A 26,184-nucleotide genomic window follows, 5' to 3' on the forward strand; every position below is an offset into this window, starting at 1 on the left:
ATCAGACATTGAAACGGAATAAGATCACATCGCCATCCTGTACTACGTAATCCTTACCTTCCATTCTTACAAGACCTTTTTCTCTTGCGCCTGCATAGGAGCCACAGTCAAGAAGATCCTGATAGTTTACCACCTCAGCCTTAATGAATCCACGCTCAAAATCAGAATGAATCTTACCTGCTGCCTGCGGAGCCTTGGTTCCAATCTTGATGGTCCATGCTCTGGTCTCATCTTCTCCGGAGGTCAGGAAGCTCATAAGTCCAAGGAGATGATAACTTGCCTTAACCAGCTTCTCAAGTCCTGATTCCTTGAGTCCAAGATCCTCCAGGAACATTTTTCTCTCATCCTCATCCAGTTCGGAAATCTCTTCCTCGATCTGAGCACAGATTACGAAAATCTCACTGTTCTGCTCTGCAGCATATTTTCTTACAGCCTGTACATGCGCATTGTCAGCACCATCATTTGCAAGATCGTCTTCTGCAACATTTGCAGCGTAAATAACCGGTTTCTGAGTGAGCAGATTGTATGTTCCCATCCATGCTTCCTCATCCTCATTCTCCAGTTCCATAGTGATGGCCATTTTGCCGTCTTCCAGCCATTTCTTGATCTTCTGAAGGAAATCAAGCTCTTTAGCAGCTTCTTTGTCCATACGGGCAGTCTTGGTAACCTTTGCAATTCTTCTCTCCAGGATCTCAAGATCAGAGAAAATAAGCTCCAGGTTGATAGTCTCAATATCACGGATCGGGTCAATGCTTCCATCTACGTGAATTACATTGGTATCCTCAAAACAGCGTACTACATGAACGATTGCATCAACTTCACGGATGTTTGCAAGGAACTGGTTTCCAAGACCTTCTCCCTTAGAAGCGCCCTTTACAAGTCCTGCAATGTCAACAAATTCTATAACGGCCGGTGTCACTTTCTTGGAATGATAAAAATCACCAAGCAGTGCAAGTCTTTCATCCGGCACAGTAACAACTCCCACATTCGGGTCAATGGTACAGAAGGGATAGTTCGCAGATTCTGCACCAGCCTTTGTCAGGGAATTAAAAAGTGTACTTTTTCCTACATTTGGAAGTCCAACGATACCTAATTTCATTTTATCCTATTTCTCCTTATTTTTAGAGGCGTTTGACATTTCTTTACGCCATTCTTTTGCTATTATACCACAAACAATAAAAATATGATATATTTCCGGCCCCATATTGTCTTCTCTATACATCTTTTTATTTTAGCATACCCAACTCTTTCCATCAAGACAAAAGCTCTGGACAATCTGATAAATTTGAAAAAACACCTCATATTTCCAATTGAATATGAAGTGTTTCTCTTTTGTAATACATCATTTATTTCAAATCTCTGGACATGATCATAAGAAGACTGCCTTTTTCGTAGAGTACCTTGGCCTTTTCTTCCTGGATCTCGTTGCTAACGGTGCGGCCACAGTTATCTGTAGTAAGGCGGTAATGATCCAATGGGTATTTAAACCCCTTCAAAGTAAGACCTTCAACCGTTTCACCGGCTGCGAAAAAAGAAATATATTTTCCGAACTGACTGTCTTTTCGAATAATATAGCCATTTTCCACAAGACAGATGTAATTCTGAGCATCTGCCAGGATCACATTGACACCCTTTTGTCTGCCATATCCCAAAAGTCCCATGTTTCCAATAAAATGATCTAGTCTTCCACCAGTTGCGCCAAGAATAAGAATATTCTTTGCCCCTCTTCTTATTGCCAGATTTAAAGTAGACTGGGTATCTGTATCATCCTTTTCAGGATTCAGTCTGACAATTTCTGTATGGTCAAGACTCTCCAGATATGCCTTTCCAGCACCTGATAAACTGTCAAAATCACCGTCCACAATATCCGGGACAAGACCTGTTTCCAGAAAGAAATCCAGTCCTCTGTCAGCCGCCAGCAAAAGCAGCTTCTTGCCTTTTCGCTCTTCTTCTATTTTTCTTATAAAATCGAGGGCAAAATCTTTCTGGATCATGCCCCCGCTTACGATTACTGTATCTATCATTCTATCTCTCACTCAATCCTGTCACCAATCTCTTCGATCTGTTTCTGAATATGGCGGACATTCTGGGCAATATCACCGCCGAATACCCAGGATCCGGCAACAAAGATATTGGCACCAGCTTTCATAACAGTCTCTATGGTACCTTCATTGATTCCACCGTCAACCTCAATATCCACATTCAGATTCTCTTTGTCGATCAGTTCTCTCAGTTCCTGAATCTTCTCTGTACACTCGTCCATATATTTCTGTCCGCCAAAGCCAGGCTGAACAGTCATTACCAAAACCATATCCACATCCTCAAGCATATGGCTGATATCATTTACCGGAGTTGCAGGCTTGATGGAAACACCAACTTTCACTCCTGCATCCTTGATACGCTCTATAGTACGTTCCAGATCCTCACATGCCTCAGCATGAACGGTGATGGAATCCGCACCACAATTTACAAAATCCTGAATGTATCTTTCCGGCTCTGTCACCATAAGATGAACATCAAAAAACATCTTGGATTCTTTACGGATGGATTTGATCACCGGCATACCAAAGGAAATGCTCGGTACAAAATCTCCATCCATAACATCAATATGGAGCCATTCAACTCCTTCGTTTTCAAGAATTTTAATCTGTTCGCCCAGACGGTTAAAATCCGCTGATAAAATGGAAGGGCATAGCTGATACATAGTTTTAGTATCTCCTTTTCTCTTTTAATTCCTCATATAAAGCCAGATAGTTGTCATACCGCTGCTGACTAATTTTACCTTCAGACAGAGCTTTCTTCACTGCACAGCCCGGTTCATGAATGTGCATACACCCCTGAAACCGGCATTGCGGCTCATACATTACAAATTCCGGGAAGTAATCCCGAAGCTCCTCTTCCTTCATATCGGTAAGATACAAAGAAGAAAATCCCGGAGTATCCACCAGGAAAGTATTCTTTTCCACCGGGATTACCTGGGAATGTCTGGTGGTATGCTTGCCGCGCTTCAGTTTTTTGCTGATCTCACCAGTCTCCATCTGCACTTCACCCTGCATACAGTTGGTAATGGAAGATTTCCCCACACCGGAAGGTCCTGCAACTACTGTTGTTTTTCCCTTCAGTATCTCATGGATCTCGTCCATTCCCTCTCCCTCATAGGTACTGGAAAGCACTACACGATATCCACATCCAGTGTAGATTTCGTAAAGCTTTTCCATTTCTTCCTTCTCTCCCACATCTTTCTTATTGAAGCAGATAACTGCAGGAATTTCCTGCTGCTTCATCATAATCAGAAAGCGGTCCAGAAGAAGAAAGTTAGGCTTTGGATTCTCCATGGCAAAAATCAAAAATGCCTGATCTACGTTGGCAACAGCAGGACGGATAAGTGAATTGCGGCGGGGAAGAATGGAAGTTACACTGCCTTCCTTCTCCTCCTCATCCAAAACGGTAATCTCCACATTATCACCTACCAGAGGCTTGAAATTATCCTTTCGAAAAATTCCTTTTGCTTTACATTCGTAAACATTGCCGTCTTCCGCATAGATATAATAGAAGCCTGCAATTCCTTTAATGATCTTTCCCTGCATGGATTACTCAACCTTCTCAAAAGTAAGAGGATAATGGCCAAGTTCCTGATAGCTTCCATCAGATTGCTGCTCAGACAGATATAAAGTACCCTCAGCAACTCCTGGTGCACCTGTAATATCCAGCTGATATGGGAAAGTAAGCTGCTGTCCTTCTACCACAGAGCTTGCTTTTGGAGCGCCGCCTACATTCTGAACAAGCTCCAGTCTGATCAGACCTCCATTATATCCGATAGGCGTCTTCAGTTTCTGTGTACATTTCCATACTTCGCCATTTGCTACTGCTGCAGTAGTATCAGAGGAACTCTGATCCTCAGTATTCTGTGAAGAAGTATCCTGACTTCCACTGCTTACAATAAGAGTGATCGTATCGTTATCCGGATCTGCATATACCGGGTTGTCATCTGTATATCCTATAGGATCCTGAGAGATAACAGTTCCCTCTGCAACGTCTGTGCTCATCTGCATTTCCACATTAATATTAATGAATTTGCCAAGCTTGGCAATTGCATCATTCTTCTCCATTCCGGTTACATCTGGCACCTGTACACTGTCACCATAATTAATACCACGGCTGATGGTAAGAGTAACTGTATCGCCTGCCTTGACAGTAGTTCCTGCTGCAGGCTCAGTATCAAGGACACATCCAATGTCTACCATAGAAGACTGACTTTCATCCGGGTAAATCTTATTGATCTGAACCGTTAAGCCCTGGCTTTCCAGAGTTTCCTGCGCCAAAGCGCCATTCTGACCGAACATATCTGTAAGGGTAACGGACTCAGAACCTTTACTTAAATAATAGTTAACAGTTGAATTTTTAGCTACCTTTGTTCCCTGTACAGGATCCTGTGAAGAAATCTTGCCTTTTTCCTGTGTGGAAGCCTCTTCACCTTTGTAGGTCATTCCGATATTTACAGAAGCGCAAAGTTCCTGTGCCTCAGCCTCTGTCTTACCGATAAGATCAGGTACTGGTACCATACCATCATCTTCGTCAGCAGCCTGGGTAACCTGTGCCTGCTGATTCTGCTGATCCAAAGAAGAATCCTTGCTGTCTCCGATCAGACCTGCTGCCTTTCCCACAACAAGAATTACCGCGATCAGAACTGCGGCACCTATGATCAAAGCAATAATACTTCCAGCTACACTGACGCCTCTTTTCTGCTTTTTGATACGTCTTTCTCTCTCTTCCCGCTCTCTGCTTCGTTCACGATCCCGGTTCTTTCTGGAGCCTTTCGAGCTCTCTTCCTTATCGTCATACCCGAAATCGTCATCATCATCGTAGTTTGTCTCATTCAGTTCTTTTTCCAGAGTTTCTATATCCGGTTTAAGAGTCTGCTTCGGAGTGTGCTTGATTTCTCCAAGCTCTTCATCAGAAATTACAACCGTCTTAGCGTCTGTGTCTACAGATGTAAGCTTCACAAAATCCCCCTGCGGATCAATAAGAGAATGCTTCAGATCCTCGATCACGTCCTCCATCTTATTATATCTGCGGTCCACACTCTTCTGGGTGCATTTCATAATAATCTGTTCCAGACTGTACGGCAGATCCGGGGAATAAACACTTGGCGGTACCATCTCTTCCTGAAGATGTTTGATTGCAATGGCAACTGTAGTATCTCCGTCAAAAGGAACACGTCCTGTTACCATCTCATATAAGGTGATACCAAGTGAGTAGATATCACTCTTCTCATCGCTATAGCCACCTCGTACCTGCTCCGGTGAGCTGTAATGTACAGACCCCATAACATTAGAGCTGATGGTATTGGAAGAAGCAGCTCTTGCAATTCCAAAGTCTGTTACCTTTACTTTGCCGTCTGTGGAAATAATAATATTCTGAGGCTTCACATCACGATGTACAATGCCGTGGCTGTGTGCTGCCTCAAGTCCCATAGATACCTGAATGGCAATACTGGTAGCTTCCTTTACCGAAAGCTTGCCTTTCTTGGAAATATACTCCTTAAGAGTGATTCCCTCGATCAGCTCCATTACGATATAATAAACACCCTCATCATCGCCTACATCAAATACATTTACTATGTTTGGATGGGTAAGACCTGCTGCTGCCTGCGCTTCACTTCTGAATTTCTTTACAAAAGTTGCATCTTCCCTGAATTCCGGCTTCAGAACCTTAACTGCCACAAAACGGTTCAGTTTATGGTCCATTGCCTTATATACGTCCGCCATTCCGCCGGTACCGATTTTACTTACAATTTCATAGCGTTCTGCTATAATCATACCTGTCTTTAACATGTTTCCACCTCATTCGTGAATGGTTCTATCAATATGATTGCAATGTTATCCTTGCCGCCGTTGTTGTTGGCTTCCTGGATAAGAGTATTTCCCTTCCAGGTGATATCCTCATCAGAATTCAATATGATTTCTTCCATTTTTTTGTCTTCCACCATATTGCTGAGACCATCGGAACACATCAGGATCGTACTTCCCGGTTCCAGACGCATATCAAAGAAATCCACGTCTACAGTTTTTTCTGCTCCCAGAGCTCTGGTGATAATGTTTTTATCCGGATGATTTCTTGCCTCCTCAGCAGTGATTTCACCCATTCTTACCATTTCCTGAACCAGTGAATGATCCCTGGTAATCTGCCTCAGCTGTTTATCCACCACATATAGTCTGCTGTCTCCCACATTGGCAACATAAGCATACTGACCTACAATGGTGGCTACTACCATAGTAGTTCCCATTCCACGAAGCTTCTCATCCTTCTGCGCCTGTTCTATAATTTCTGTGTTCGCAGTCTCAATGGCATGACGGATTACCTTTACAGGATTATAATCCGTATCCTCCCTGATTTCATCTACCAGTATCCTGACCGCGTGAGAGGAAGCATAATCACCTGCATTGTGCCCTCCCATTCCATCAGCAACAGCAAAGAGGTTCGGGAGATTTCCAACTGTGTCCTGGGAAGCGAACACATAATCCTGGTTCATCTTCCGCTTCATTCCTATATTCGTAGCTGAATATACCCTCATGTCACTTCTCGCTTTCTGTCCTTTTCGTACTGTTGTTCAACATAGAAACACCAGTTTTTCGTTACTGCGGATCGTAACTTTTTTCCATATAACTTTTTCGTAATTGTCCACAGGCACCGTCTATGTCACTGCCCATTTCCCTTCTAATAGTAACATTAATTCCGCATTTTTCAAGTTTTATTTTAAAATTCTCTACAGCCTGATGCGTAGAACGCCTGTAAGAACGCTCCTTAATAGGGTTTACCGGGATTAGATTTACATGACAGTTAATATCATGGATTCTGCTGCTCAGCTCTCTTGCATCTTCGTCACTGTCATTAACACCAGCCACAAGACTGTATTCAAAAGTAATTCTCCTGCCAGTCTCCTGAAAATAATTGCGGCATGCATCCAGGACTTCATCCATGCTGTACCGCTGTGCAATAGGCATAAGTTCCCGTCTTTTTTCATCATTTGGTGCATGCAGAGACAGGGCAAGGGTAATCTGCAGTTTTTCCTTGGCAAGCTCATAAATTTTCGGAACAATTCCGCAGGTCGATACGGTGATATTCCTCTGGCTGATGTTAAGACCATCTTCATCGGCAAGCAGATGTATAAAGCGTACAATATTATCATAATTATCCATAGGTTCGCCGGTTCCCATTACTACTACATTAGATACCCGTTCTCCCGTTATGCTCTGGATCCTGTAAATCTGATCCAGCATTTCCGAAGGAAGAAGGTTTCTTGTCCAGCCTCCAATAGTGGAAGCACAAAAACGGCACCCCATTTTACAGCCTACCTGTGACGAAATACAAACGGAATTTCCATGCTTATAACGCATAAGAACACTCTCGATCACATTTCCATCAGAAAGGCGGAACAGATATTTTCTTGTGCCGTCAATGGCAGAAACCTGTTCATCCACCATTTCCAATGCCGCTATGGGATAGTCTTTCAGTTTTTCTTTTAGTTTTCCTGGTATGTTTCTCATCTCATCATAAGAGGTTACCAGATGTTCATGTAACCAGCTGTAGATCTGCTTTGCCCGAAAGGGTTTCTCCCCCAGTTCGGTCATCAGATTTTTCAGTTCGTCTTTCGTCATCGACTTAATGTCTGTCATATTTATATTCCTATTTTCTTCTGAATTTCGCAATAAAGAAACCGTCTGTCTTATGTACTCCCGGAAGCAGCTGCAGATATCCAAGTGCAGTTGTCTCTGAGTGCAGCTCCTCTGGAAGATAAGGATCCAGGCTCTCCAGCTTAAATGGATAATTATTCAAAAACCACATCATGTTCTCTTCGTTTTCTTCTTTTGCAATGGTACAGGTACTGAAGATCAGCTCTCCTCTTGGCTTCACATAGTTTGCTGCGCGATCCAGAATGGTTCTCTGCAGAATCACTATTTCATCCTGTTTCTGTGGCGTAACACGGTATTTGATCTCCGGCTTCTTGCCGATCACTCCATACCCGGAACAAGGTACATCTGCAATTACGACATCTGCAAGCAGTTCTGAATCCTGATCAAAAATAGTAGCATCCTGCACTCTTGCCTGTACATTAATAGAATTGGTACGCTGGATGTTTTCCTCGATCAGATTGACTTTATACTGGCTTACATCTCTTGCATCTACCGTTCCATATCCCTCCATCTTGTCTCCCATATGAAGACTCTTTCCACCTGGCGCAGCACACACGTCAATAACGTAATCGCCCTTCTTCGGATCTGCAACCTCCGCAACCAGCATGGAACTTACATCCTGCACGACGATTTTACCCTTGATAAAAGCATCCAGTGCAAGAATATGGTTAAATTCAGAAATGCTGTATGCATAAGGCAGATATGGAGCAGGCGCTACATGAACGCCCTGACTTTCCAGGCTTTTTATAACCTCTTCCTTGGAATTCAGATAAGTCCGGCATCTGATGGTAAGAGGATGTTCCGTAAGAAAATCCGCCAGTATCTTCTCTGTTGTTTCTTCTCCATAGGCTTCCAGCCACCTGGTTACCAGCACCTCTGGCATGGAATACTTTACAGAAAGATATTTCAACAGATCATCTTCTTTTTGAGGGAACCGGACCTGATCCATTTCCCGGGCTATGGTACGAAGAACACCATTTACAAAAGGCTTCAGATTATAAAAACCTTTTCTTTGCGCCAGCTTCACAGCCTCATTGCACACTGCGCTGTCTGGCACACTATCCATGTATTTCAGCTGATATACTGCACTTCTTAAAATTTCCCGGATTGCAGGCTTCATCTTATCAACTGTCACCTTGGAAAAAGAATTGATAATGTAATCAATCTGGATCCGGTATTCCAGCGTTCCTTCACAGACACGGGTAATAAATGCCCGGTCCTGTTTGGGAAGGAACTGATATTTGGAAAGGGCATTCCGAATTGCCACGTGGCTATGCTCGCCCTCTTCGATTTCAAGTAAAATTTCCAGGATCATCTCCCTGGAATTGATTCCGTTAATCATCCCGTCTTCTACCTCCGGAAAGTATGAGCAGTCTCAGAAGCTGTAAAATGGAAGAAGCAAGAGCTGCTACATAAGTAAGGGCTGCCGCTGTAAGAACCTTCTTCGCACCTTTGTTTTCCTCACGGCTTAAAATTCCTGTGCTTTCCAGCATTTTTAAAGCTCTTGAGGAAGCATTGAATTCTACCGGAAGTGTTACAAGCTGAAACAGTACCGCCAGTGAAAACAGCACAATTCCTACAGTTGTAAGTGCCGGTATGGAAAAGATCAGTCCCAGAAGAAAAATCGGCCAGGAAAGGGAAGATCCGATATTTGCCACCGGAACAATAGCTGAACGGATATTCAGCGGTGCATAATTTATATTGTGCTGAATGGCATGACCACACTCATGGGCAGCGACACATACAGCTGCCACAGAAGTTCTTCCATATACGTCCTGTGAAAGTGCCAGCCTCTTTGTTCTCGGATCATAATGATCTGTAAGGCTTCCGGAAATTGGAACAATCGTTACGTCGTAAATTCCGGCTGCATTTAAAATCCTCTGGGCAGTCTGAGCTCCTGTAAGACCTGAATGGCTGCGCACCTGCTGATAACGTGCAAAAGTGCTTTTCATCTTTCCAGATGCAGCCAGTGCCAGCACCATTCCAATGATCAGCAATACATAAGTAGGATCAACATAAAATCCATAAGGATATCCATATCCGTACATAAGATCACTCCTTTTTATCTGTGAATCTGCTTCCGGTTTCTATATGACATCCTCGAAGGAATGCATCCGCATCCATTCTCTTTTTTCCTTCTAACTGTACCTGTGAAAGTACCAGAACATCCTCACCGCAAGCCACGTAAATTCCTTTTTTGTCCGTTTTTACTACTGTTCCAGGTTCTGGCTTTTCTGTGCCAGCTTCTTCACTTTTTACTACAAAGCTTTCCCATACCTTCAAAGTTTTTCCATTCCAGAAGGTAAATGCGCTTGGCCACGGGTTTAAACCTCGCACCAGTCTTTCCAGTTCCGCGGCTGATTTCCCAAAATTGATCAATCCCATCTGTTTGGTGATCATACCGGCATATGGAGTAGGGCTTTCCTCCGGCTGTTTCTCGTAAACAGCTGTGCCATCAAAAATGTGAGGCAATGTCTCAACAAGAAGCTTCGCTCCTGCTTCTGCAAGCTTATCAAACAGAGTTCCGCCCGTCTCATCTTTTGCAATCGGCACTACGATCCTTGAGATCATATCTCCTGTATCAAGACCTGTTCCCATTCTCATGATCGTAACACCTGACTCCTTTTCCCCATCAATAACTGCCTGCTGAATAGGAGCTGCACCGCGGTATTTCGGAAGCAGGGATGCATGGATGTTAATACATCCGTATTTCGGAAGCTCCAGAATGCTTTTGGGAATGATCTGTCCAAAGGCAGCTACCACAATAATATCGGGATCCAGTTTCTCAAGAACCTGTAAAAATTCCGGATCGCGTACCTTCACAGGCTGGTAAACCGGGAACCCATGTTTCAATGCCTCTTCCTTTACAGGAGTGGGAAGCATGCTCTTTCCCCTTCCCTTCGGCTTATCCGGCTGGGTCACAACACCTGTCACCTCATAGCCAGCTTCAGCCAGTGCATGAAGGGGATTAACTGCAAAATCCGGCGTTCCCATATAAACAATTTTCATTTATTCCTCTTCCTCCTCATTGTCATAACTTACATGATGTAATTCACCTTCAACCAGACGTGTGTACATTTTTCCGTCAAGATGATCCAGCTCATGACAAAATGCACGGGCAAGGAGTCCTTCTCCTTCATATATCTGCTCATTCATATCCATATCAAGAGCTTTTACCTTCACATAATTTGGGCGGGTAACCTGACCGGACATTCCCGGAACACTTAAACATCCCTCCTCGCCTGTCTGCTCACCGGATGTCATAAGAATTTCCGGATTGATAAGAATAATTGGACCATCTCCAATATCGATCACTACGATTCTCTTTAATATACCCACCTGGGGAGCTGCAAGGCCAACACCGCATGCGTCATACATGGTTTCCAGCATGTCTCCTACCAGATCCTTTGTACGTTTGTCGATTTTCTCTACTGGTCTGCAGATTTTTTCCAAAACGGAATCTCCCTCTGTTCTGATTGTTCTAAGTGCCATCTCTGTGTTATCTCCTTTATCTTTGAATTTGGAAATACCCGTCGTTCCAAAGCCCTGCACCTTAACGCAGCCCTTTATTTCCGGTATTTCGCCTTATGAAAAATCAAATTGTATATTAACTTTTCTGAAGCCGGAATTGATTTCTATATATTCCTCCAGCCTGTCCTTTATTCGGACAAGCAGATCATAATTCTCATGTTTCAGATAAAGTACTCTTCTGTATACATCCTTTACTTTCCCTACAGACGCAGGGGCGGGACCGATCACATGAAGATCTTTTCCCGCATATATTTTTCCTGTAAACAGACCAAGATAGTGCATGGCTGTCTCAAGAAGCTTCTCATCCTCCGAAGAACCAAGCACTGCCATCATATGGGCAGCCGGGGGATAATCCATAAGAAGACGGTATCCCATCTCTTCCTGGTAAAATTCTTCGTAATCCTGCTTTGCAGCTGTCTGTATGCTGTAATGATCCGGACTATAAGTCTGGATCAAGGCATGGCCTTCTTTCCTTCCTCTTCCTGCTCGTCCCACCGCCTGGGTAAGAAGCTGAAAAGTGCGCTCACCACTGCGATAATCATCAGCATTCAGGGATAAATCTGCAGCAAGGATCCCCACAAGAGTAACATCCGGGAAATCATGTCCCTTGACGATCATCTGGGTTCCAATCAAAATATCGGCCTCATGCCTGGAAAAAGCAGACAGAATTTTTTCATAGCTTCCCTTAGCTCTTGTAGTGTCGTAATCCATTCGAAGAACTCTTGCCTCTGGAAATTCTTTTTCTACCACCTGCTGGATCTGCTGGGTTCCCGCTTTAAAACCGCCTATATATGGGGAAGAACAGACTGGACATTTGTCCGGTTTCACAGTTTCATAACCACAATAATGACAGATCAGCTTTCTGCCATTATGCTCACTTAAGGAAACGTCACAGTGAGGACATTTCATTACATGACCGCAGGAACGGCATGAAACAAACCCTGCGTAGCCACGGCGGTTGAGAAACAACATGGCCTGCTCCCCTTTTTTCAGGCACTGGCTCAGGTCTTCTCTCAGTTCCAGACTGAGGGCAAGGCGGTTTCCTTTTTTTAGTTGTTCCCTCATGTCAATAATTGATACCCTGGGAAGAGGTCTTTCTTCAAATCTGGCTTCCAGCTTTACAAGGACATATTCTCCTTCTTTCGCCCTGTAATACGCTTCCATAGATGGAGTTGCAGAACCAAGAATTACTCTTGCGCCTTCCAGCTTTGCTCTGTGGATAGCCGTTTCCCGGGCGTGATACCTTGGACTGTTTTCACTTTTATAAGAAGATTCATGCTCCTCATCAATAATGATCAGCCTCAGCTTTCCAAAAGGAGTAAAAAGTGCTGAACGGGGTCCCACCATAACCTGCAGTTCTCCCTGTTTGGCTCTTTTAAACTGGTCATAACGCTCTCCCAGGGAAAGTCTGGAGTTAATTACCGACACCTTATCACCAAAACGACCATAAAATCGCCGTACAGTCTGATAAGTCAGCGCAATTTCCGGAATCAGCACGATTGCCTGACCGCCTTCCTTTATCACCTTATCGATCAGCTCCATATATACTTCCGTTTTTCCACTGCCGGTAACTCCGTGAAGAAGAACCGGTCTCGGATCCGGGTGTTCCCATTCTGATAAGATCTGATTCACAGCCATTTGCTGGGATATACTTAATACTGCTGGTGCCACATGCGGAATATTCTCTGCATCTGCAACTGCATTTCTATACACTTCATCTGACTCCACAGAAGCAATCCCCTGTTCTTCAAAATATCTCAGGACAGAAGCCGTAGTGCCAAGCTCCTTTGAAGCCCAGGCAGTCTCAATTTTCCCATTTTCATTCTGCAAGAGTGCTTCCAGAAGGCGGATACGTGCTTTAAATCTGGTCATGCTAAGCTCTTCCAGAAGCTTTTCCCCATCTTCTCTGGAAATCAGAAGGGTTATCCACCTTTTTTCCTGGGCTTTCATCTTTTTCTGAATAGGAAGAACTGTTTTCAGAGCCTGGATCATGGTAGAGCCGTAATTTTCTTTCATCCACCCTGCCAGCGCGATCAGCCTGGATTCTGTGGTTTCCTGATCATTTTCAATACCGGCAACAGATTTGAGCTGGATTCCCTTTACTTTAGGCTCACCAGAAATCCCCACTACATATCCCTTGCGCACATGATTTCCTCTTCCAAATGGAATGGAAACCACCATTCCCACCTGTATCTCTTCCTTCAGTTTCTCCGGAACCAGATATTGAAAGCTTTTATCCAGCTTCTCATGGGAAATGTCTACAATAATATCTGCATATGTCATGTTTTACTTTCCAGCAAGAATATCAGCGATCAACACACGCTCATCCATAGGATATTTTTTGCCTTTGATTTCCTGGTAATCTTCATGACCTTTACCAGCCAGCACCACAATATCCCCTGGTTCTCCGTGATGGATGGCATAAGCGATTGCTTCCTTGCGGTCTGGAATCTCCACATATTTACCTTCTGTCTTCGCCATGCCAACCTTGATGTCATCAATAATAGCCTGAGGCTCCTCATCTCGCGGATTATCAGAAGTAATGATGGTCAGATCTGCCAGACGACCGGAAACTTCTCCCATCTCATAACGGCGAAGCCTGGAGCGGTTTCCGCCACAACCAAACAGGCAGACCAGTCTGTGTGGATGATACTCACGCAATGTAGTAAGAAGACTTTCCAAAGCCATTGCATTATGTGCATAATCAATCATCAGAGTAAATTCATCAGATACTTTCACCATCTCAATACGGCCTTTTACTTTTGCTACCTTCAGAGCCTTCAGGATATTTTCCTGGGAAACCTTAAAATGACGGCAGATTGCAATAGCGGTAAGAGAGTTGTAAATACTGAATTTACCTGGGATGTCGATTTCAACAGGGAAATCCATAAGCCCCTTCAGCTGATAGGAAATTCCAAGATAACCTTTTCCGCCAATCAGTCTGGCATCCTCAGCGCGAAGGTCTGCTTCTTTTGAAAAGCCATAGGTTTCCAGAGTACAGGTATGTCCCTCTACAATTCTGTCAAAATGCTCATCATCACGGTTTACAATTCCTACGCGGCACTGCTTGAGAAGCATAGCTTTACAAGACAGATAATGGTCAAAGTCCTTGTGCTCGTTTGGACCAATATGATCTGGTTCAATATTTGTAAAAATTCCAAAATCAAACACAAATCCCTGAGTACGATGCAGCATCAGCCCCTGTGAGGAAACTTCCATAACCACACAATCACAGCCAGCTTCCACCATTTCGTGAAAATACTCCTGAACTACATAGGATTCTGGTGTGGTATTAGAAGCAGGTATTATCTTATTTCCGATAATTGCCTCAATAGTACCGATCAGACCAACCTTGTATCCAGCATTTTCCAGAATGGATTTTACCATATAGGTAGTGGTAGTTTTTCCCTTAGTTCCGGTAATTCCGATTGTTTTCAGCTTCTCTGCCGGATGTCCGAACCAGGCTGCTGAAATAAATGCCATAGCATATCTGGTGTCTGTCACCTGGATAACCGTAACATCCGACGGTGCAGAAACCTCCTCTTCTACTACCAGAACTTTAGCCCCTTTTGCTGTCACATCCGGGATAAATTTATGTCCATCTACAACAGCACCTCTGATACAGATAAACAGAGAGCCGTCTGTTACCTTTCTGGAATCATAAACAACACCAGTGACTTCCTGCTCTGTGCTCCCCTGCACGCAGGTGTATTCTAACTTCTCTAATAAGGATGATAATTTCATAATATATGCCTCCCTATATTGACGTTGCTTTAAAATCACGCCAGAGCTTGTTTGAAAAAGACTTTCTGCAAGATTTGTGTCACAATTTGCGGGAATGATTTTTCAAACACGCTCTAATCTAATGACATCATACAGCAACGCATACTCTTTTATAGAATATCACACACAGAATTTGTTTTCAATCTTTCCTGTTAAAAAACAGTAACCGTTCACCTCACATTATAGTTTCCATTCACGGGTCATCTGTGAGCATTGTCTCCAAACATTCTTCTGGCGGCTACAGCGGAAAAAAGAAACGAAAGCAGAATCAGTACCTGAAACAGCTCTTTGTGGGAAGTATCCCCTGTTTTTGGAGAGGTGGACGCAGCCATTGTGCTGCCATCATTATTCCCACTGCCTATGCCAGTTCCATCTCCATTTCCACCCCCATTTCCGTTTCCGCTTCCATTTCCATCCTTCTCCTTATCTTCCACACGGATGGTTGCCTGATCCCGCACTGCGCTTTCCTCACCAGTCTCGTCAGTAACTACAATAATCTGATTCATCAGATTCTGGTCTTTCAGATCTTTTGGAAGTACAACTTTTGCCTTTAAATTCACACAGCCACCAGGTGCGATTTCCTGGATTTTCGCCTGAGTCCTGCTTTTATTCAGGGTTATACCTCTCTGTTCCTGAAAAGTAGCTGTTACTCCGGCAAGCCCGAAACGTTCTGTAGTAACTACGGAATGCAGAGTCACCTCCCCGGTATTGTGAATACTGATCTGATAAGTCACAGTCTCCCCAGGGCTGGCGTTGTCGCAGTCAGCTGTTTTCTTTACCGTAAAAGAGGCTTTTCCCTGCTGTAATGTTAACTGTTTTTCTGCTGCTTTCTCCAACGAAACCGGATTTTCTGTTTTTGCAAAAAGCTCCAGCTCCAGATTACTTTTCTGATCCATGTCCGGATCTATATAAAAAGACAGGATTCGTGTTTCCCCTGCGGAAAGGCTTTCCAGCACTGCACCACTTTCCGAAACTTCAAGGCCAGGCTCCTTTTCCCACACAGGTACCAGTTCCTGTTCTTTTACTTTGGCCTGAAGGGAAATTTTATAAAAAGGTACCTGACCATTATTTGTCAGATTCACTGCCATATGAATGCGTTTTCCAGTATAAAGCGCCTTTTCCTTGGCTTCCATCTCCACTGAAAAATCCATGTGTGCAGCTGGTATCTCCAAACTCTTAGATAAGGCTTTACACAAAATGTTTTTTTCATTTTCCACTTTTTTTACAATGTAAACTCCGCCTCCATTTTCTTCTCCGCTTATAGCACCATTTGCATGCAAAATATCCTGACAGGTAGGAACTGTATGTTTTTCTGCTGGAAAACGATATTCATCCCGCAAGGTAACCGGAATTTTCAGCTGTTTGCCCTGTTCTCCCGAATTTATTTTCCAGCGGAATCCGGTTATACTGCTGGATCTTCCGTCAGCAGTCTCGATAGGAAGCTCCTCTTTCAGGCAGCCTTCAGGTGCCATAAACGAAGCATCTGGCTGAAAATATTCAGAAAGCCAGACTACCAGTTCGTAAGATGTTGGATGAGATATTGTTTCATCCGAAAAATCATATTGATCATTTTCCAGGCTCCCGTCCTGATTTCCACTGCTGAATAAATTTTCATCGCCACTTTCATATTCCTGGTTTTCATTTTCCCACGTAAGTGACGCCAGCCCATCTGCCTTTACAGAAATCACCGCCTGAAATTTCTGTAAATCTGTCCATGCCGCATCTTGGACAACAGATAACCCGCCTTCCATTTCTGCTCCATATGCCACTGCCGGCTGCGCCGTGCATCCAACCAGCATCCCAGCTTCTGCAAGCAGACTTACTCCCACTGCCAGTATCTTTTTCCATATTCTGTTTTTCATTATAACTTCTCCTTTTCTACCCCTATTTTTCACTAATCTCTGTTATTAAACTACTATTTTACAAAACGGACTTGCCGCCTACTGGCGACATCACCATATAAATGAGTCACTGACAGCACATGGGAATCACACCTTTCTCACTTAAACAGATCCTATTCACAGCATTCCGAAGCAAATTTGCCTTGCCATTGTATGCATCCATTTTCAAAAAAGCGTATAAAACGCCCAGGTTAACAGGTTTCCTTCAAAAAACGGGTTATCTTGCGCCGAACCGGCGCGGTAGAAATTCTTTTCTGCAGAATGCAGAAACAAGATAGGTTTACTTTACCACACTTGGTCTTTAAATGCAATAAAGGGTCGGATTTTATTTTCATTTCATATTTTTTCGATTTCTTTTAGATTTGAGACACATTTTCCTCACAAATTGCCGATATAATGAATTTCGGATAGATGAAAAACCACTCTCTATCTCCCCCCTCAAAAATATAGGAAATGAGCCATCTGCCTGATGCGGATGGCTTTTCCTGTTTCAAGGACTTTTCTATTGCAATTCCCACCCTTAGCTTTTATAATGGAAGATATTACACAAGGATGTCCGGAGAAATCATTCATGTTGCTGTGAATACTTTCACAGTAATCCACTTAACTCTGATATCCGCATTATATTCTTGACAGAAACGAGGTATCTCCTATGAGTGAAAAAATCGTAGTAGTTGCATTAGGTCACAGAGCTCTCGGCACCACACTTCCAGAGCAGAAAGTAGCCACCAAAGCCGCAGCAAAAGCAATCGCAGATCTTGTTGAAGAGGGTGCCAAGGTGGTAATCTCCCACAGCAATGGCCCACAGATTGGCATGATCCACACTGCAATGAATGAATTTGGAAAGACACACCCGGATTATACATTCGCTCCTATGTCAGTCTGCTCCGCAATGAGCCAGGGCTACATTGGATATGACCTTCAGAATGCGATCCGCTCTGAATTTATCAGCCGCGGAATTTACAAACCTGTTGCTACCATTCTTACCCAGACTGTTATTGATCCATATGACGACGCTTTTGCAGATCCGGAGAAAATTATCGGACGTGTTCTCACTGAGGAAGAAGCTGAAGCAGAGGAAGAAAAAGGAAACTTTGTCACCAGACTTGCTGATGGCGGATACAGACGAATCGTAGCAGCTCCGAAGCCACAGAGAATCGTAGAGCTTGAGACTATACGAGCACTTCTCAATGCAGACCAGGTTGTTATCGCAGCCGGCGGCGGTGGAATTCCAGTGCTTGAGCAGGGCATCAACCTTCACGGTGCCAGTGCCATCATTGAGAAAGATCTTGCCGCAGGACTTCTTGCAGAAGAATTAAATGCCGATACTCTTCTGATTCTCACAAGTGTAGAGAACGTAAGTCTGAACCACGGTCAGGTAAATGAGCAGAAGCTTGGCAGCATCACTGTAGCGGACGCTAAGAAATACATTGAAGAGAACCAGTTTGCTTCCGGTTCCATGCTTCCCAAAATCGAAGCAGGTATTTCCTTTATCGAGAAAGGGGAAGGCCGGAGCACTGTGATTACTGATATGGCTCATGCCAAAGAGGGCTATGAAGGAAAAACAGGAACTACCATCCGCTAGAGCCTGTTTGCAAAAGGCTTTCCACAATATGTGCGTCACAATTTGTGGGAGATTTCACCCGGATAAGGGCGCTGTAGCGGGCTGCGGCAACCGAATTCGGGTGAAATTTCCCGCAAAGTGGGGCGTGCATATTGCGGGAATGATTTTTCAAACACGCTCTAAACATACAAAAAGAAACCTCCGACGAAATAAGTACTCATCTGACGAGGTTCCTTTTTTTACTATTTTTTACTATTATTTCCCCAATCTTAACGAGCAGTAAGCATCAATGCGGAATCTTCTGACTCTGTATTTATGATTCCGATCAGATCTCCCTCTTTCAGGGTAATCTTACGCTCCACGCCATCTGTCACTGTCATGCTTCCGTTTTCACCCTCTTCTCCCATGATCATAAAACTTACAAAACCATTTGAACAGGAAGCAATGTAATATCCTGGGACAATGCCTCCATCCACATTTTCTCCAACCTCCAGCACATCTCCTGCCATCAGTTTATAAGAGGCTGAATCAGCCCCAGAACTGAACATATCTCCAAATTCTTCTTCAAGTATCGGAGCAAGGCTGTCCTTCAGGGAATCCCGGATTTCCGGTAAGCTTGCGCAGATGATCACCAGGACCATGAGCCATCCAAGAAGGGATCCTTTTTTCTTTTTTACCGGTTTCTGGGTGTAAACACTGCTTTTTTTAGCTGCAGCGCTGTAAGTTCCAGCTGTACTTTGTCTGCTCTTGGAATTATAACTCCCAGCAGGGACAGAGACCTTATTTCCATTCTTATCAGCACCAGTGCCTCCTCCATATATACTTCCTGCTTTCACATTTCCCTTATTATAAGAATTCCCTGTGCCTGCACCAGCCAGTGACTTAGAGCTTCGTGTTCCCGTTTTCTGATCATGTTTATTTCCGGCTCCTGCCACGCCTGTTCCGGTCCCGGTCTTATATGCAGCACTTCCAGCCTTCTTATCTCCCAGCGGGATTTCCTCCTGGCGCATGATTGCCCGCGCCCGGCTGGTAGCATGACGGTAATGGTCACTTCTGTTCTCATTCAGATGATACAAAGTCTCATCATTTCTATAAGGCATTCCACACAGCTTACATCTGCCATTTACAACAGGCCCATCGCAGACCTGGCACCTTTTTTTCTCCATAGACATCCTCCCGGTTCTCTGGTTATTCTGTTTCACCACAACCTGTAATTCCTGTTTTTGCTCCAACAGGGAAAAATCATCACATTCTTTGTCTTTTATTGTATCTTTTTTGCATATTTCTTGCAAGGTCTAAATTGCCAAGCGGGAAAATACCTGTTATAATAAACCGAGATTGTTCCTGTTCACGTTTTAGTAACCACAGAACATTATCGTGAACAGAAAACAGAGATTAACACAATCAACAAGGAGGATTCCCATGGAACAATTAAAAATTCCTATGGGCTATCATGCAGACCTTAATCTTCATGATACTCAGGTAGCAATTAAAACTGTGAAAGATTTTTTCCAGCAGACACTTGCACAGAAGCTGAACCTTCTGCGTGTCTCCGCACCTATATTTGTAGATCCAAGTTCCGGCCTCAATGATAACCTGAACGGCGTGGAGCGTCCGGTAAGCTTTGACATCAAAGGCATGGACTGCAACGCTGAAATCGTACATTCTCTTGCAAAATGGAAGCGTTATGCACTGAAGAAATATGGTTTCTCTGTAGGTGAGGGCTTATACACCGATATGGTTGCCATCCGCCGTGATGAGGATGTTGACAACATCCATTCCATCTATGTAGACCAGTGGGACTGGGAGAAGATCATCACCAAAGAAGAGAGAAATGTAGAAACTCTCATTAACACTGTCCGTACTATCTACAGCGTACTCCGCAAGACAGAGAAATACATGGCAGTACAGTATGACTACATAGAAGAAATTCTTCCAAGAGAGATTGCATTTGTCTCCACAGAAGAGCTTGTAGACATGTATCCGGATCTTACCCCTAAGGAAAGAGAATACAAGATCGTCAAAGAAAAAGGCGCTGTTTTCCTTATGCAGGTAGGTAAGAAACTGACAAATGGCGAGCGCCACGACGGACGTGCTCCAGACTATGATGACTGGGAATTAAACGGCGATATTCTGGTATACTATCCTGTACTGGACATTGCCCTTGAACTTTCTTCCATGGGTATCCGTGTAGACGAGACAGCACTTGACAAACAGCTTACAGAAGCCGGCTGTGACGACCGCAGAGAGCTCCCGTTCCAGAAGGCCATTCTGAATAAAGAACTTCCATACACAATCGGCGGCGGTATCGGTCAATCCCGTATCTGTATGTTCTTCCTGCGCAAGGCTCATATTGGAGAAGTACATGTTTCCCTGTGGCCTAAGGAAATGCAGGAAGAAGCTGCTAAAGGCGGTATTCCACTTCTGTAAAATAGAATCGAGGGATCAAATTGAATATACTTTTTTTCTTAACACCGAAAAGTGATATTGCCTACATTTTCGAGAATGAAACTTTGAGGCAGACTCTTGAGAAAATGGAACACCGGAAATTTTCCTGTATTCCTATTCTGAATCCAGATGGAAAATACGTAGGTACTATTTCTGAGGGTGATCTTCTCTGGGGAATGAAAAATCTGAACATCACGGATATGAAAACAGCCGAGGAAGTACCAGTTATGGCTATCTCCAGAAGAGCCACCTACAAACCGGTACACGTTGACTGCGACATGGAGGATCTCCTGGACCGCGCAATCAACCAGAACTTTGTGCCGGTTATAGATGATCAGGATCACTTTATCGGAATTGTCACAAGGAAAGAAATCATCAAATATTGTTATAAAGAAATGAAGAAAAACGCATAGGATTTTAAATCACCGCGTTTTTTCACACAAAAAAAAGACAACCTCAGTCCCATTTAAACCAATGGAAAAGGTTGTCTTTTTTCTTTTTACAGAACCTTAGACAAAAATTCCTTCAATCGCGGATTCTGCGGATTTTCAAAAAACTCCTTCGGCGCATTCTGTTCCTGAATTTTGCCGTCATCAATAAATAAAACTCTTGTTGCAACCTCTCTTGCAAATCCCATCTCGTGAGTAACTACAACCATAGTCATGCCGCTCTTTGCAAGCTCTTTCATCAGCTCCAGAACCTCTCCAACCATCTCCGGATCCAGTGCAGAAGTAGGCTCGTCAAAAAGCATAACATCCGGATTCATGGCAAGGGATCTTGCAATGGCAATACGCTGCTTCTGACCACCGGAAAGCATATCCGGATAAGCATTTGCCTTATCTGGAAGTCCCACACGAGCAAGAAGCTCGTCCGCACGTCTGGAAGCCTCTTCCTTTGTCATCAGTTTCAGGGCAACCGGTGCCATCATAATATTCTGCTTTACCGTCTTGTGTGGAAACAGATTAAACTGCTGGAAAACCATTCCGATCTTCTGACGATGTCGATTTATGTCAACCTTGGGATCTGTGATATCTGTTCCTTCAAACAGGATTTTACCTCCTGTAGGCTCCTCCAGAAGGTTGAGAGAACGAAGGAAAGTGGATTTACCAGAGCCAGATGGTCCAATAATGGCAACAACCTCGCCCTGACAGATATCTGTGGAAATTCCATCCAGAACCTGATTGGATCCAAACGCTTTTTTCAGATCCTGTACCTGGATCAAAACTTTACTCTTATCAACGCTCACTGGTTCTCAGTCTCCTCTCCAGTTTATTCATAAAGAAGGTCAATACCATGACCACGATCAGATAAATTGCAGCTGCTGCCAGAAGAGGCATAAAAGCATTGTAGGTACGGCTCTGGATCAGCATTGCACCCTTGGTCAGGTCCATCATTCCGATGTAACCGATAATAGAAGTTTCCTTGATCAGCACGATAAACTCATTTACCAGTGCAGGAAGCACATTCTTAAACGCCTGTGGAATGATAATAAGACGCATGGTCTGGGTAAAATTAAGTCCCAGGCTACGTCCTGCCTCTGTCTGTCCCTGATCAATTGACATGATTCCGGAACGGACGATCTCCGCAACGTAGGCACCTGAATTGATACCAAATGCCAGACTTCCTACCAGAATCTCATTGACACTTACAGAACCAAAAACTACAAAGTTCATGATCAGAAGCTGGATCACAGTAGGTGTTCCACGGATCACAGTCAGATAAACTCTGCAGATGGAGTTGGCAATTTTAAAATTCCCGGATTTATCGTGGGAAGAACGGATAATTGCCACCAGAAAACCGATACAGATACCGATCAACAGGGCGAAAACAGTGATGATCATGGTATTTTTCAAACCATCCAGCAGCCAGGTGTATCTGTCATCTTTTATAAAATTGATATAAAAATCGTGTCCAAATTTTTCAAACATATTATTTCCCTTTTTATTTGCTTATCTAATGGTGCAGTGCCTGCTTCTCTTTCGGCACCATTCCATATAGGAAAAGCTGCCAGAACTGTATGCTGGCTGTTTTCATTCTTTCAGTCAGTAACATTAGTAGGAGTCACCTTGATCTGCCTGTATCCAAAGCTTATACATTCCAAGCTTTTCCCAAACAGCATTCATCTAGGTGACTCACACTTCTCTGACAGCTTATGCTGTATTATTTCTATCAGTCAGCTTTTACAATGATAACCTGGCTTGCATTTGCATAGGTGTCTGTGAAATCAACGCTCTCCAGACGATCCTCTGTAACGGTCATTCCGGCAGCACCGAAATCAGCTTTTCCAGACTGCACTGCAGCAAGGATTGCATCAAACTCCATATCGTCGATCTCAAGCTCATATCCAAGCTTATCGCAGATTGCCTGTGCAATATCAGCGTCGATACCAACAATCTCATCACCGTCACGGTACTCATATGGCTCGAACTCAGCGTTTGTTGCCATTACAAGAGTTCCGTTGGAACGGTCTACATCTTCCGGAGACTCATATGGTGTCTCGCCAATGTTATCACCGATGTAGTTGTTCATAATATCATCAACAGTTCCGTCCTCTTTCAGTTCTTTTAATGCGCCGTTAATCTTGTCAAGAAGCTCATCATTGCCTTTCTTCAGGCAGATTGCATACTCTTCTTCAACGAATGGCTCGTCCAGGATCTTCAGTCCGTCTGCATTCTCAACAAATTTCTGAGCTGGCTGTGAGTCGATGATCACACAGTCAATCTGACCGGCCATAAGTGCCTGGATTGCTTCGCTTCCTTTGCTGTAACGCTTAACAGTTGCTCCGTCAGCCTCATATTCACTAGCTTCAATATCACCGGTTGTACCAAGCTGTACACCGATTGTTGCATTCTTAAGATCATCCTTTGACTCAACAGTTGCAGCAGATACGCCAGCAGTCATGGAAACTGCCATTACTGTGCCAAGTGCAAGAGCTACTAATTTTTTCATATTCTTTTCCTCCTCTTAATCTCATATACAGAACCAGTTCCTTATATCTTCATCCACATAGTAAGCTGTTGCTATTTATTTCTTCCACAACAACCGACTTCACAAGATGGGGACATAATTATTCATGCTTTCTGCATATTCATTCATCTATCTTTTCCTCATTTTATCAGCTTTTGGGAAAAATGCAAGAGTTTCCATAAATTTCCCCAACTTCTTTGTCATTATTTGGAAAAATTCACTTTTTGATAACAGATCTGTGTTATGATATGATTCGTGTGGAGTAATTAAATAATTGAATGACCAAGGCGTTAACCGCCTAAACAGGAGGTATTTGTTATGAAATTTACAAAAATGCATGGTATCGGCAACGATTATGTATATGTGAACTGTTTTAAAGAAACTGTGAAAGATCCATCAGCAGTTGCCAAATTTGTGAGTGACAGACATTTTGGAATTGGCTCAGACGGACTGATTCTGATTAAGCCGTCTGACATTGCAGACTGTGAGATGGATATGTACAACCTGGATGGTTCCCAGGGTGCTATGTGCGGCAATGGCATCCGCTGTGTAGCCAAGTATGCTTACGATTACGGCATTGTAAACAAGACCAGTATCAGCGTAGCGACCAAAAGCGGCGTGAAATATCTGGATCTTTCTATCCGTGACGGAAAAGTCAGTATGGTAAAGGTCAATATGGGCGCCCCTATTCTTCAGGCTTCTCTGATTCCAGTTGTATCTGAGTCTGAGCAGGTCGTAAATGCCCCTATTGAAGTAGACGGACAGATTTATCACTTTACAGCTGTTTCCATGGGAAATCCTCACACCATCGTATACATGAATGACGTAGACGGGCTGGAAATCGAAAAGATCGGTCCATCTTTTGAAAACCATATAAATTTCCCTGACCGCGTCAATACCGAATTCGTAAAAGTCATCGACCGACACACTGTCCAGATGAGAGTCTGGGAGCGCGGTTCCGGTGAGACTCTGGCTTGTGGAACAGGTGCCTGCGCAGTTGCAGTTGCTTCTATTTTGAACGGGCTGGTTGACCGTGATCAGCCGGTTACCGTGAAGCTTCTTGGTGGCGATCTTAATATTTTCTGGGACGAAAATGACGATCAGGTTTATATGACTGGTCCGGCGACTACTGTATTTGATGGGGAAATTGATCTGGGATTTCTTGGAGAATGACTCAATAAAAAGGCCCTTGCGGACTGTAGGCATTTTGTAATGCTTACACCGCAAAGGCCATTATTCTTTCTACAATAAATACTGCACCACAGGCAAGAAGCGCCACAGTCAGCAGACTCTTCTCTTTGTACGCTGCAATCAGCGCCACTACAAATCCCACTACAGCTGAAATTACACTTGCCGTTGCCGACAAAATCGCCGGAAACGTCATAGCTGCCAGACAGGCATAGGGCACATAAAACAGAAATGATTTTATAAAAGGATTGGTAATCTCCTTCTTCGCCAGTGCCAATGGCAGCATACGGATCAAATATGTAACGCCAGCCATAACCAGGATATAAATATAAACATTAGGCTTCATGAGCTTCCTCCTTGGCATTTTCTTCATCAACCGGGCAAAGCCATGCTGCCAGTCCGGCTACCAGAATTGTAGTAATAATAATCACAAATCCGGATGAGACTTTCGATAATACAGGAACCCAGGCAAATAATGCGCTCACTGCCATTGCTCCAAGAACAACCAGAAGCACTGCTTTGTTTTTCTTGGATGGCGGAATAATGACAGCCAAAAACATTCCATAAATGGCAACTCCAAGTGCACTCATAATAAAATTAGGAAGAATACTTCCTGAAATAGCTCCAAGCAGGGTTCCAATGGTCCATCCCGGGATTGCTACACTCATTACACCATAATTATAAAACGCACTGACTTTCCCCGGTTTACTGGCACTGACTCCGAATATCTCATCTGTTACGCCAAATGCAACTCCGTAACGATGCCCCCAAGTTTCATCACGTCTTAGCTTCTGTGAAAGGGAAAACGACATCAGACAGTATCTCAGATTGATAATCAGCTGAGTAAGTGCCATTTCCCATAAGGAACCTCCTGCTATGATAATATCAAGACCTGCAAATTGTCCCGCTGACGTAAGATTCGTCAAAGAAATCAAGACCGCCTGCCAGATAGACAGTCCGCCCTGCACCGCCATCATACCAAACGTAAAGGAAACAGCCAGATACCCCAGGGCAATGGGGATTCCATCTGTAATTCCTTGTTTAAAGCTCTCTTTTTTCATGAGAGATTTCCTCCGGTTTCTTCTGTAGTCACGCAAAGAGCCTGGGA

The 26,184-nt window shown here is 43.7% G+C and carries 25 protein-coding genes; 5 read left to right on the forward strand and 20 right to left on the reverse strand.

The genetic code is table 11. The features are described from left to right. Position 1: 1 nt before the first annotated feature. The 14 genes from ychF to AB5706_RS15520 all read right to left on the reverse strand — a co-directional run bounded on the left by ychF (position 2) and on the right by AB5706_RS15520 (position 16,870). On the reverse strand, positions 2-1,099 hold the full coding sequence (gene ychF / locus AB5706_RS15455; RefSeq protein WP_021926448.1) for a redox-regulated ATPase YchF: 1,098 nt from the start codon (positions 1,097-1,099) through the stop codon (positions 2-4). A gap of 247 nt (positions 1,100-1,346) precedes the next feature. Then, positions 1,347-2,024, reverse strand: coding sequence for a thiamine diphosphokinase (locus AB5706_RS15460; protein ID WP_148461132.1), 678 nt, complete (start codon positions 2,022-2,024; stop codon positions 1,347-1,349). A gap of 8 nt (positions 2,025-2,032) precedes the next feature. Next, positions 2,033-2,704 carry a ribulose-phosphate 3-epimerase gene (gene rpe, locus AB5706_RS15465; protein WP_118578194.1) on the reverse strand — a complete coding sequence of 224 codons (672 nt, stop codon included), beginning with the start codon at positions 2,702-2,704 and terminating at the stop codon, positions 2,033-2,035. 4 nt (positions 2,705-2,708) lie between these two features. Further along, positions 2,709-3,587 carry a ribosome small subunit-dependent GTPase A gene (gene rsgA, locus AB5706_RS15470; protein ID WP_173770971.1) on the reverse strand — a complete coding sequence of 293 codons (879 nt, stop codon included), beginning with the start codon at positions 3,585-3,587 and terminating at the stop codon, positions 2,709-2,711. Positions 3,588-3,590: 3 nt separating this feature from the next. Next, positions 3,591-5,834 (reverse strand): Stk1 family PASTA domain-containing Ser/Thr kinase, encoded by a 2,244-nt coding sequence (gene pknB, locus AB5706_RS15475; protein WP_173770972.1) that lies wholly within the window; start codon positions 5,832-5,834, stop codon positions 3,591-3,593. Next, complete coding sequence (locus AB5706_RS15480; protein WP_118578191.1) at positions 5,828-6,574, reverse strand: Stp1/IreP family PP2C-type Ser/Thr phosphatase; 747 nt, start codon at positions 6,572-6,574, stop codon at positions 5,828-5,830. The genes pknB and AB5706_RS15480 overlap by 7 nt, the downstream gene beginning before the upstream one ends. A gap of 61 nt (positions 6,575-6,635) precedes the next feature. After that, positions 6,636-7,676, reverse strand: a complete 1,041-nt coding sequence (gene rlmN / locus AB5706_RS15485) for a dual-specificity RNA methyltransferase RlmN (RefSeq protein ID WP_173770973.1) — start codon at positions 7,674-7,676, stop codon at positions 6,636-6,638. Positions 7,677-7,686: 10 nt separating this feature from the next. Then, positions 7,687-9,036: a 16S rRNA (cytosine(967)-C(5))-methyltransferase RsmB gene (rsmB, locus tag AB5706_RS15490; protein ID WP_173770974.1), complete on the reverse strand. Its 1,350-nt coding sequence runs from the start codon at positions 9,034-9,036 to the stop codon at positions 7,687-7,689. Continuing rightward, positions 9,029-9,742 (reverse strand): zinc metallopeptidase, encoded by a 714-nt coding sequence (locus AB5706_RS15495; protein WP_148461127.1) that lies wholly within the window; start codon positions 9,740-9,742, stop codon positions 9,029-9,031. Before AB5706_RS15495 ends, rsmB begins: the two co-directional genes overlap by 8 nt. 4 nt (positions 9,743-9,746) lie before the next feature. Next, the gene (gene fmt, locus AB5706_RS15500) at positions 9,747-10,703 is read right to left on the reverse strand and encodes a methionyl-tRNA formyltransferase (protein ID WP_148461126.1); all 957 of its coding nucleotides are present in this window, start codon (positions 10,701-10,703) and stop codon (positions 9,747-9,749) included. Beyond that, positions 10,704-11,186, reverse strand: coding sequence for a peptide deformylase (gene def, locus AB5706_RS15505; RefSeq protein WP_118578240.1), 483 nt, complete (start codon positions 11,184-11,186; stop codon positions 10,704-10,706). 93 nt (positions 11,187-11,279) lie between these two features. Next, positions 11,280-13,508 (reverse strand): replication restart helicase PriA, encoded by a 2,229-nt coding sequence (gene priA, locus AB5706_RS15510; protein WP_173716053.1) that lies wholly within the window; start codon positions 13,506-13,508, stop codon positions 11,280-11,282. A 3-nt stretch (positions 13,509-13,511) separates the two neighbouring features. Continuing rightward, complete coding sequence (locus AB5706_RS15515) at positions 13,512-14,969, reverse strand: UDP-N-acetylmuramoyl-L-alanyl-D-glutamate--2,6-diaminopimelate ligase (RefSeq protein WP_148461124.1); 1,458 nt, start codon at positions 14,967-14,969, stop codon at positions 13,512-13,514. Between the two features lie 239 nt (positions 14,970-15,208). Then, positions 15,209-16,870, reverse strand: a complete 1,662-nt coding sequence (locus AB5706_RS15520) for a DUF7507 domain-containing protein (protein WP_148461123.1) — start codon at positions 16,868-16,870, stop codon at positions 15,209-15,211. 691 nt (positions 16,871-17,561) lie between these two features. Here AB5706_RS15520 and arcC point away from each other — a divergent pair. After that, positions 17,562-18,494: a carbamate kinase gene (gene arcC / locus AB5706_RS15525; protein WP_148461122.1), complete on the forward strand. Its 933-nt coding sequence runs from the start codon at positions 17,562-17,564 to the stop codon at positions 18,492-18,494. After that, positions 18,463-18,756 carry a DUF6783 domain-containing protein gene (locus AB5706_RS15535; RefSeq protein ID WP_472515488.1) on the forward strand — a complete coding sequence of 98 codons (294 nt, stop codon included), beginning with the start codon at positions 18,463-18,465 and terminating at the stop codon, positions 18,754-18,756. Before arcC ends, AB5706_RS15535 begins: the two co-directional genes overlap by 32 nt. On the opposite strand, the gene AB5706_RS15540 is transcribed toward AB5706_RS15535, so the two are convergent. Continuing rightward, on the reverse strand, positions 18,743-19,639 hold the full coding sequence (locus AB5706_RS15540; protein ID WP_173734846.1) for a hypothetical protein: 897 nt from the start codon (positions 19,637-19,639) through the stop codon (positions 18,743-18,745). The two genes, AB5706_RS15535 and AB5706_RS15540, sit on opposite strands and share 14 nt — an antisense overlap. Before the next feature lie 256 nt (positions 19,640-19,895). Here AB5706_RS15540 and asnA point away from each other — a divergent pair, with 256 nt between their 5' ends. Together asnA and AB5706_RS15550 are read left to right on the forward strand one after the other, a co-directional pair. Beyond that, positions 19,896-20,903 (forward strand): aspartate--ammonia ligase, encoded by a 1,008-nt coding sequence (gene asnA, locus AB5706_RS15545; protein WP_118578181.1) that lies wholly within the window; start codon positions 19,896-19,898, stop codon positions 20,901-20,903. Between the two features lie 20 nt (positions 20,904-20,923). After that, on the forward strand, positions 20,924-21,334 hold the full coding sequence (locus AB5706_RS15550; protein ID WP_148461119.1) for a CBS domain-containing protein: 411 nt from the start codon (positions 20,924-20,926) through the stop codon (positions 21,332-21,334). A gap of 86 nt (positions 21,335-21,420) precedes the next feature. On the opposite strand, the gene AB5706_RS15555 is transcribed toward AB5706_RS15550, so the two are convergent. The 3 genes from AB5706_RS15555 to AB5706_RS15565 form a co-directional block, all read right to left on the reverse strand. Beyond that, complete coding sequence (locus AB5706_RS15555; protein WP_148461325.1) at positions 21,421-22,143, reverse strand: amino acid ABC transporter ATP-binding protein; 723 nt, start codon at positions 22,141-22,143, stop codon at positions 21,421-21,423. A 13-nt stretch (positions 22,144-22,156) separates the two neighbouring features. Continuing rightward, a complete protein-coding gene (locus tag AB5706_RS15560) occupies positions 22,157-22,849 on the reverse strand; it encodes an amino acid ABC transporter permease (RefSeq protein ID WP_118578179.1) in 693 nt (230 codons plus the stop codon). 241 nt (positions 22,850-23,090) lie between these two features. Then, entirely contained in the window at positions 23,091-23,870 is a 780-nt protein-coding gene (locus tag AB5706_RS15565; protein WP_148461118.1) for a transporter substrate-binding domain-containing protein, read from the reverse strand. Between the two features lie 336 nt (positions 23,871-24,206). Between AB5706_RS15565 and dapF the strand changes: the two genes are divergently transcribed. Beyond that, a complete protein-coding gene (gene dapF / locus AB5706_RS15570; RefSeq protein ID WP_368366185.1) occupies positions 24,207-25,061 on the forward strand; it encodes a diaminopimelate epimerase in 855 nt (284 codons plus the stop codon). Between the two features lie 43 nt (positions 25,062-25,104). Here dapF and AB5706_RS15575 read toward each other — a convergent pair whose 3' ends face one another. After that, complete coding sequence (locus AB5706_RS15575) at positions 25,105-25,422, reverse strand: AzlD domain-containing protein (protein ID WP_118578176.1); 318 nt, start codon at positions 25,420-25,422, stop codon at positions 25,105-25,107. Continuing rightward, positions 25,412-26,137 carry an AzlC family ABC transporter permease gene (locus AB5706_RS15580; protein ID WP_173716050.1) on the reverse strand — a complete coding sequence of 242 codons (726 nt, stop codon included), beginning with the start codon at positions 26,135-26,137 and terminating at the stop codon, positions 25,412-25,414. Before AB5706_RS15580 ends, AB5706_RS15575 begins: the two co-directional genes overlap by 11 nt. Positions 26,138-26,184 lie beyond the last annotated feature (47 nt).

It is taken from the genome of Ruminococcus sp. RTP21484sp1_RTP21277st1_D2_RTP21277_210401 (genome assembly GCF_040924225.1).
In the GTDB taxonomy this organism is placed as follows: domain Bacteria; phylum Bacillota; class Clostridia; order Lachnospirales; family Lachnospiraceae; genus Blautia_A; species Blautia_A faecis.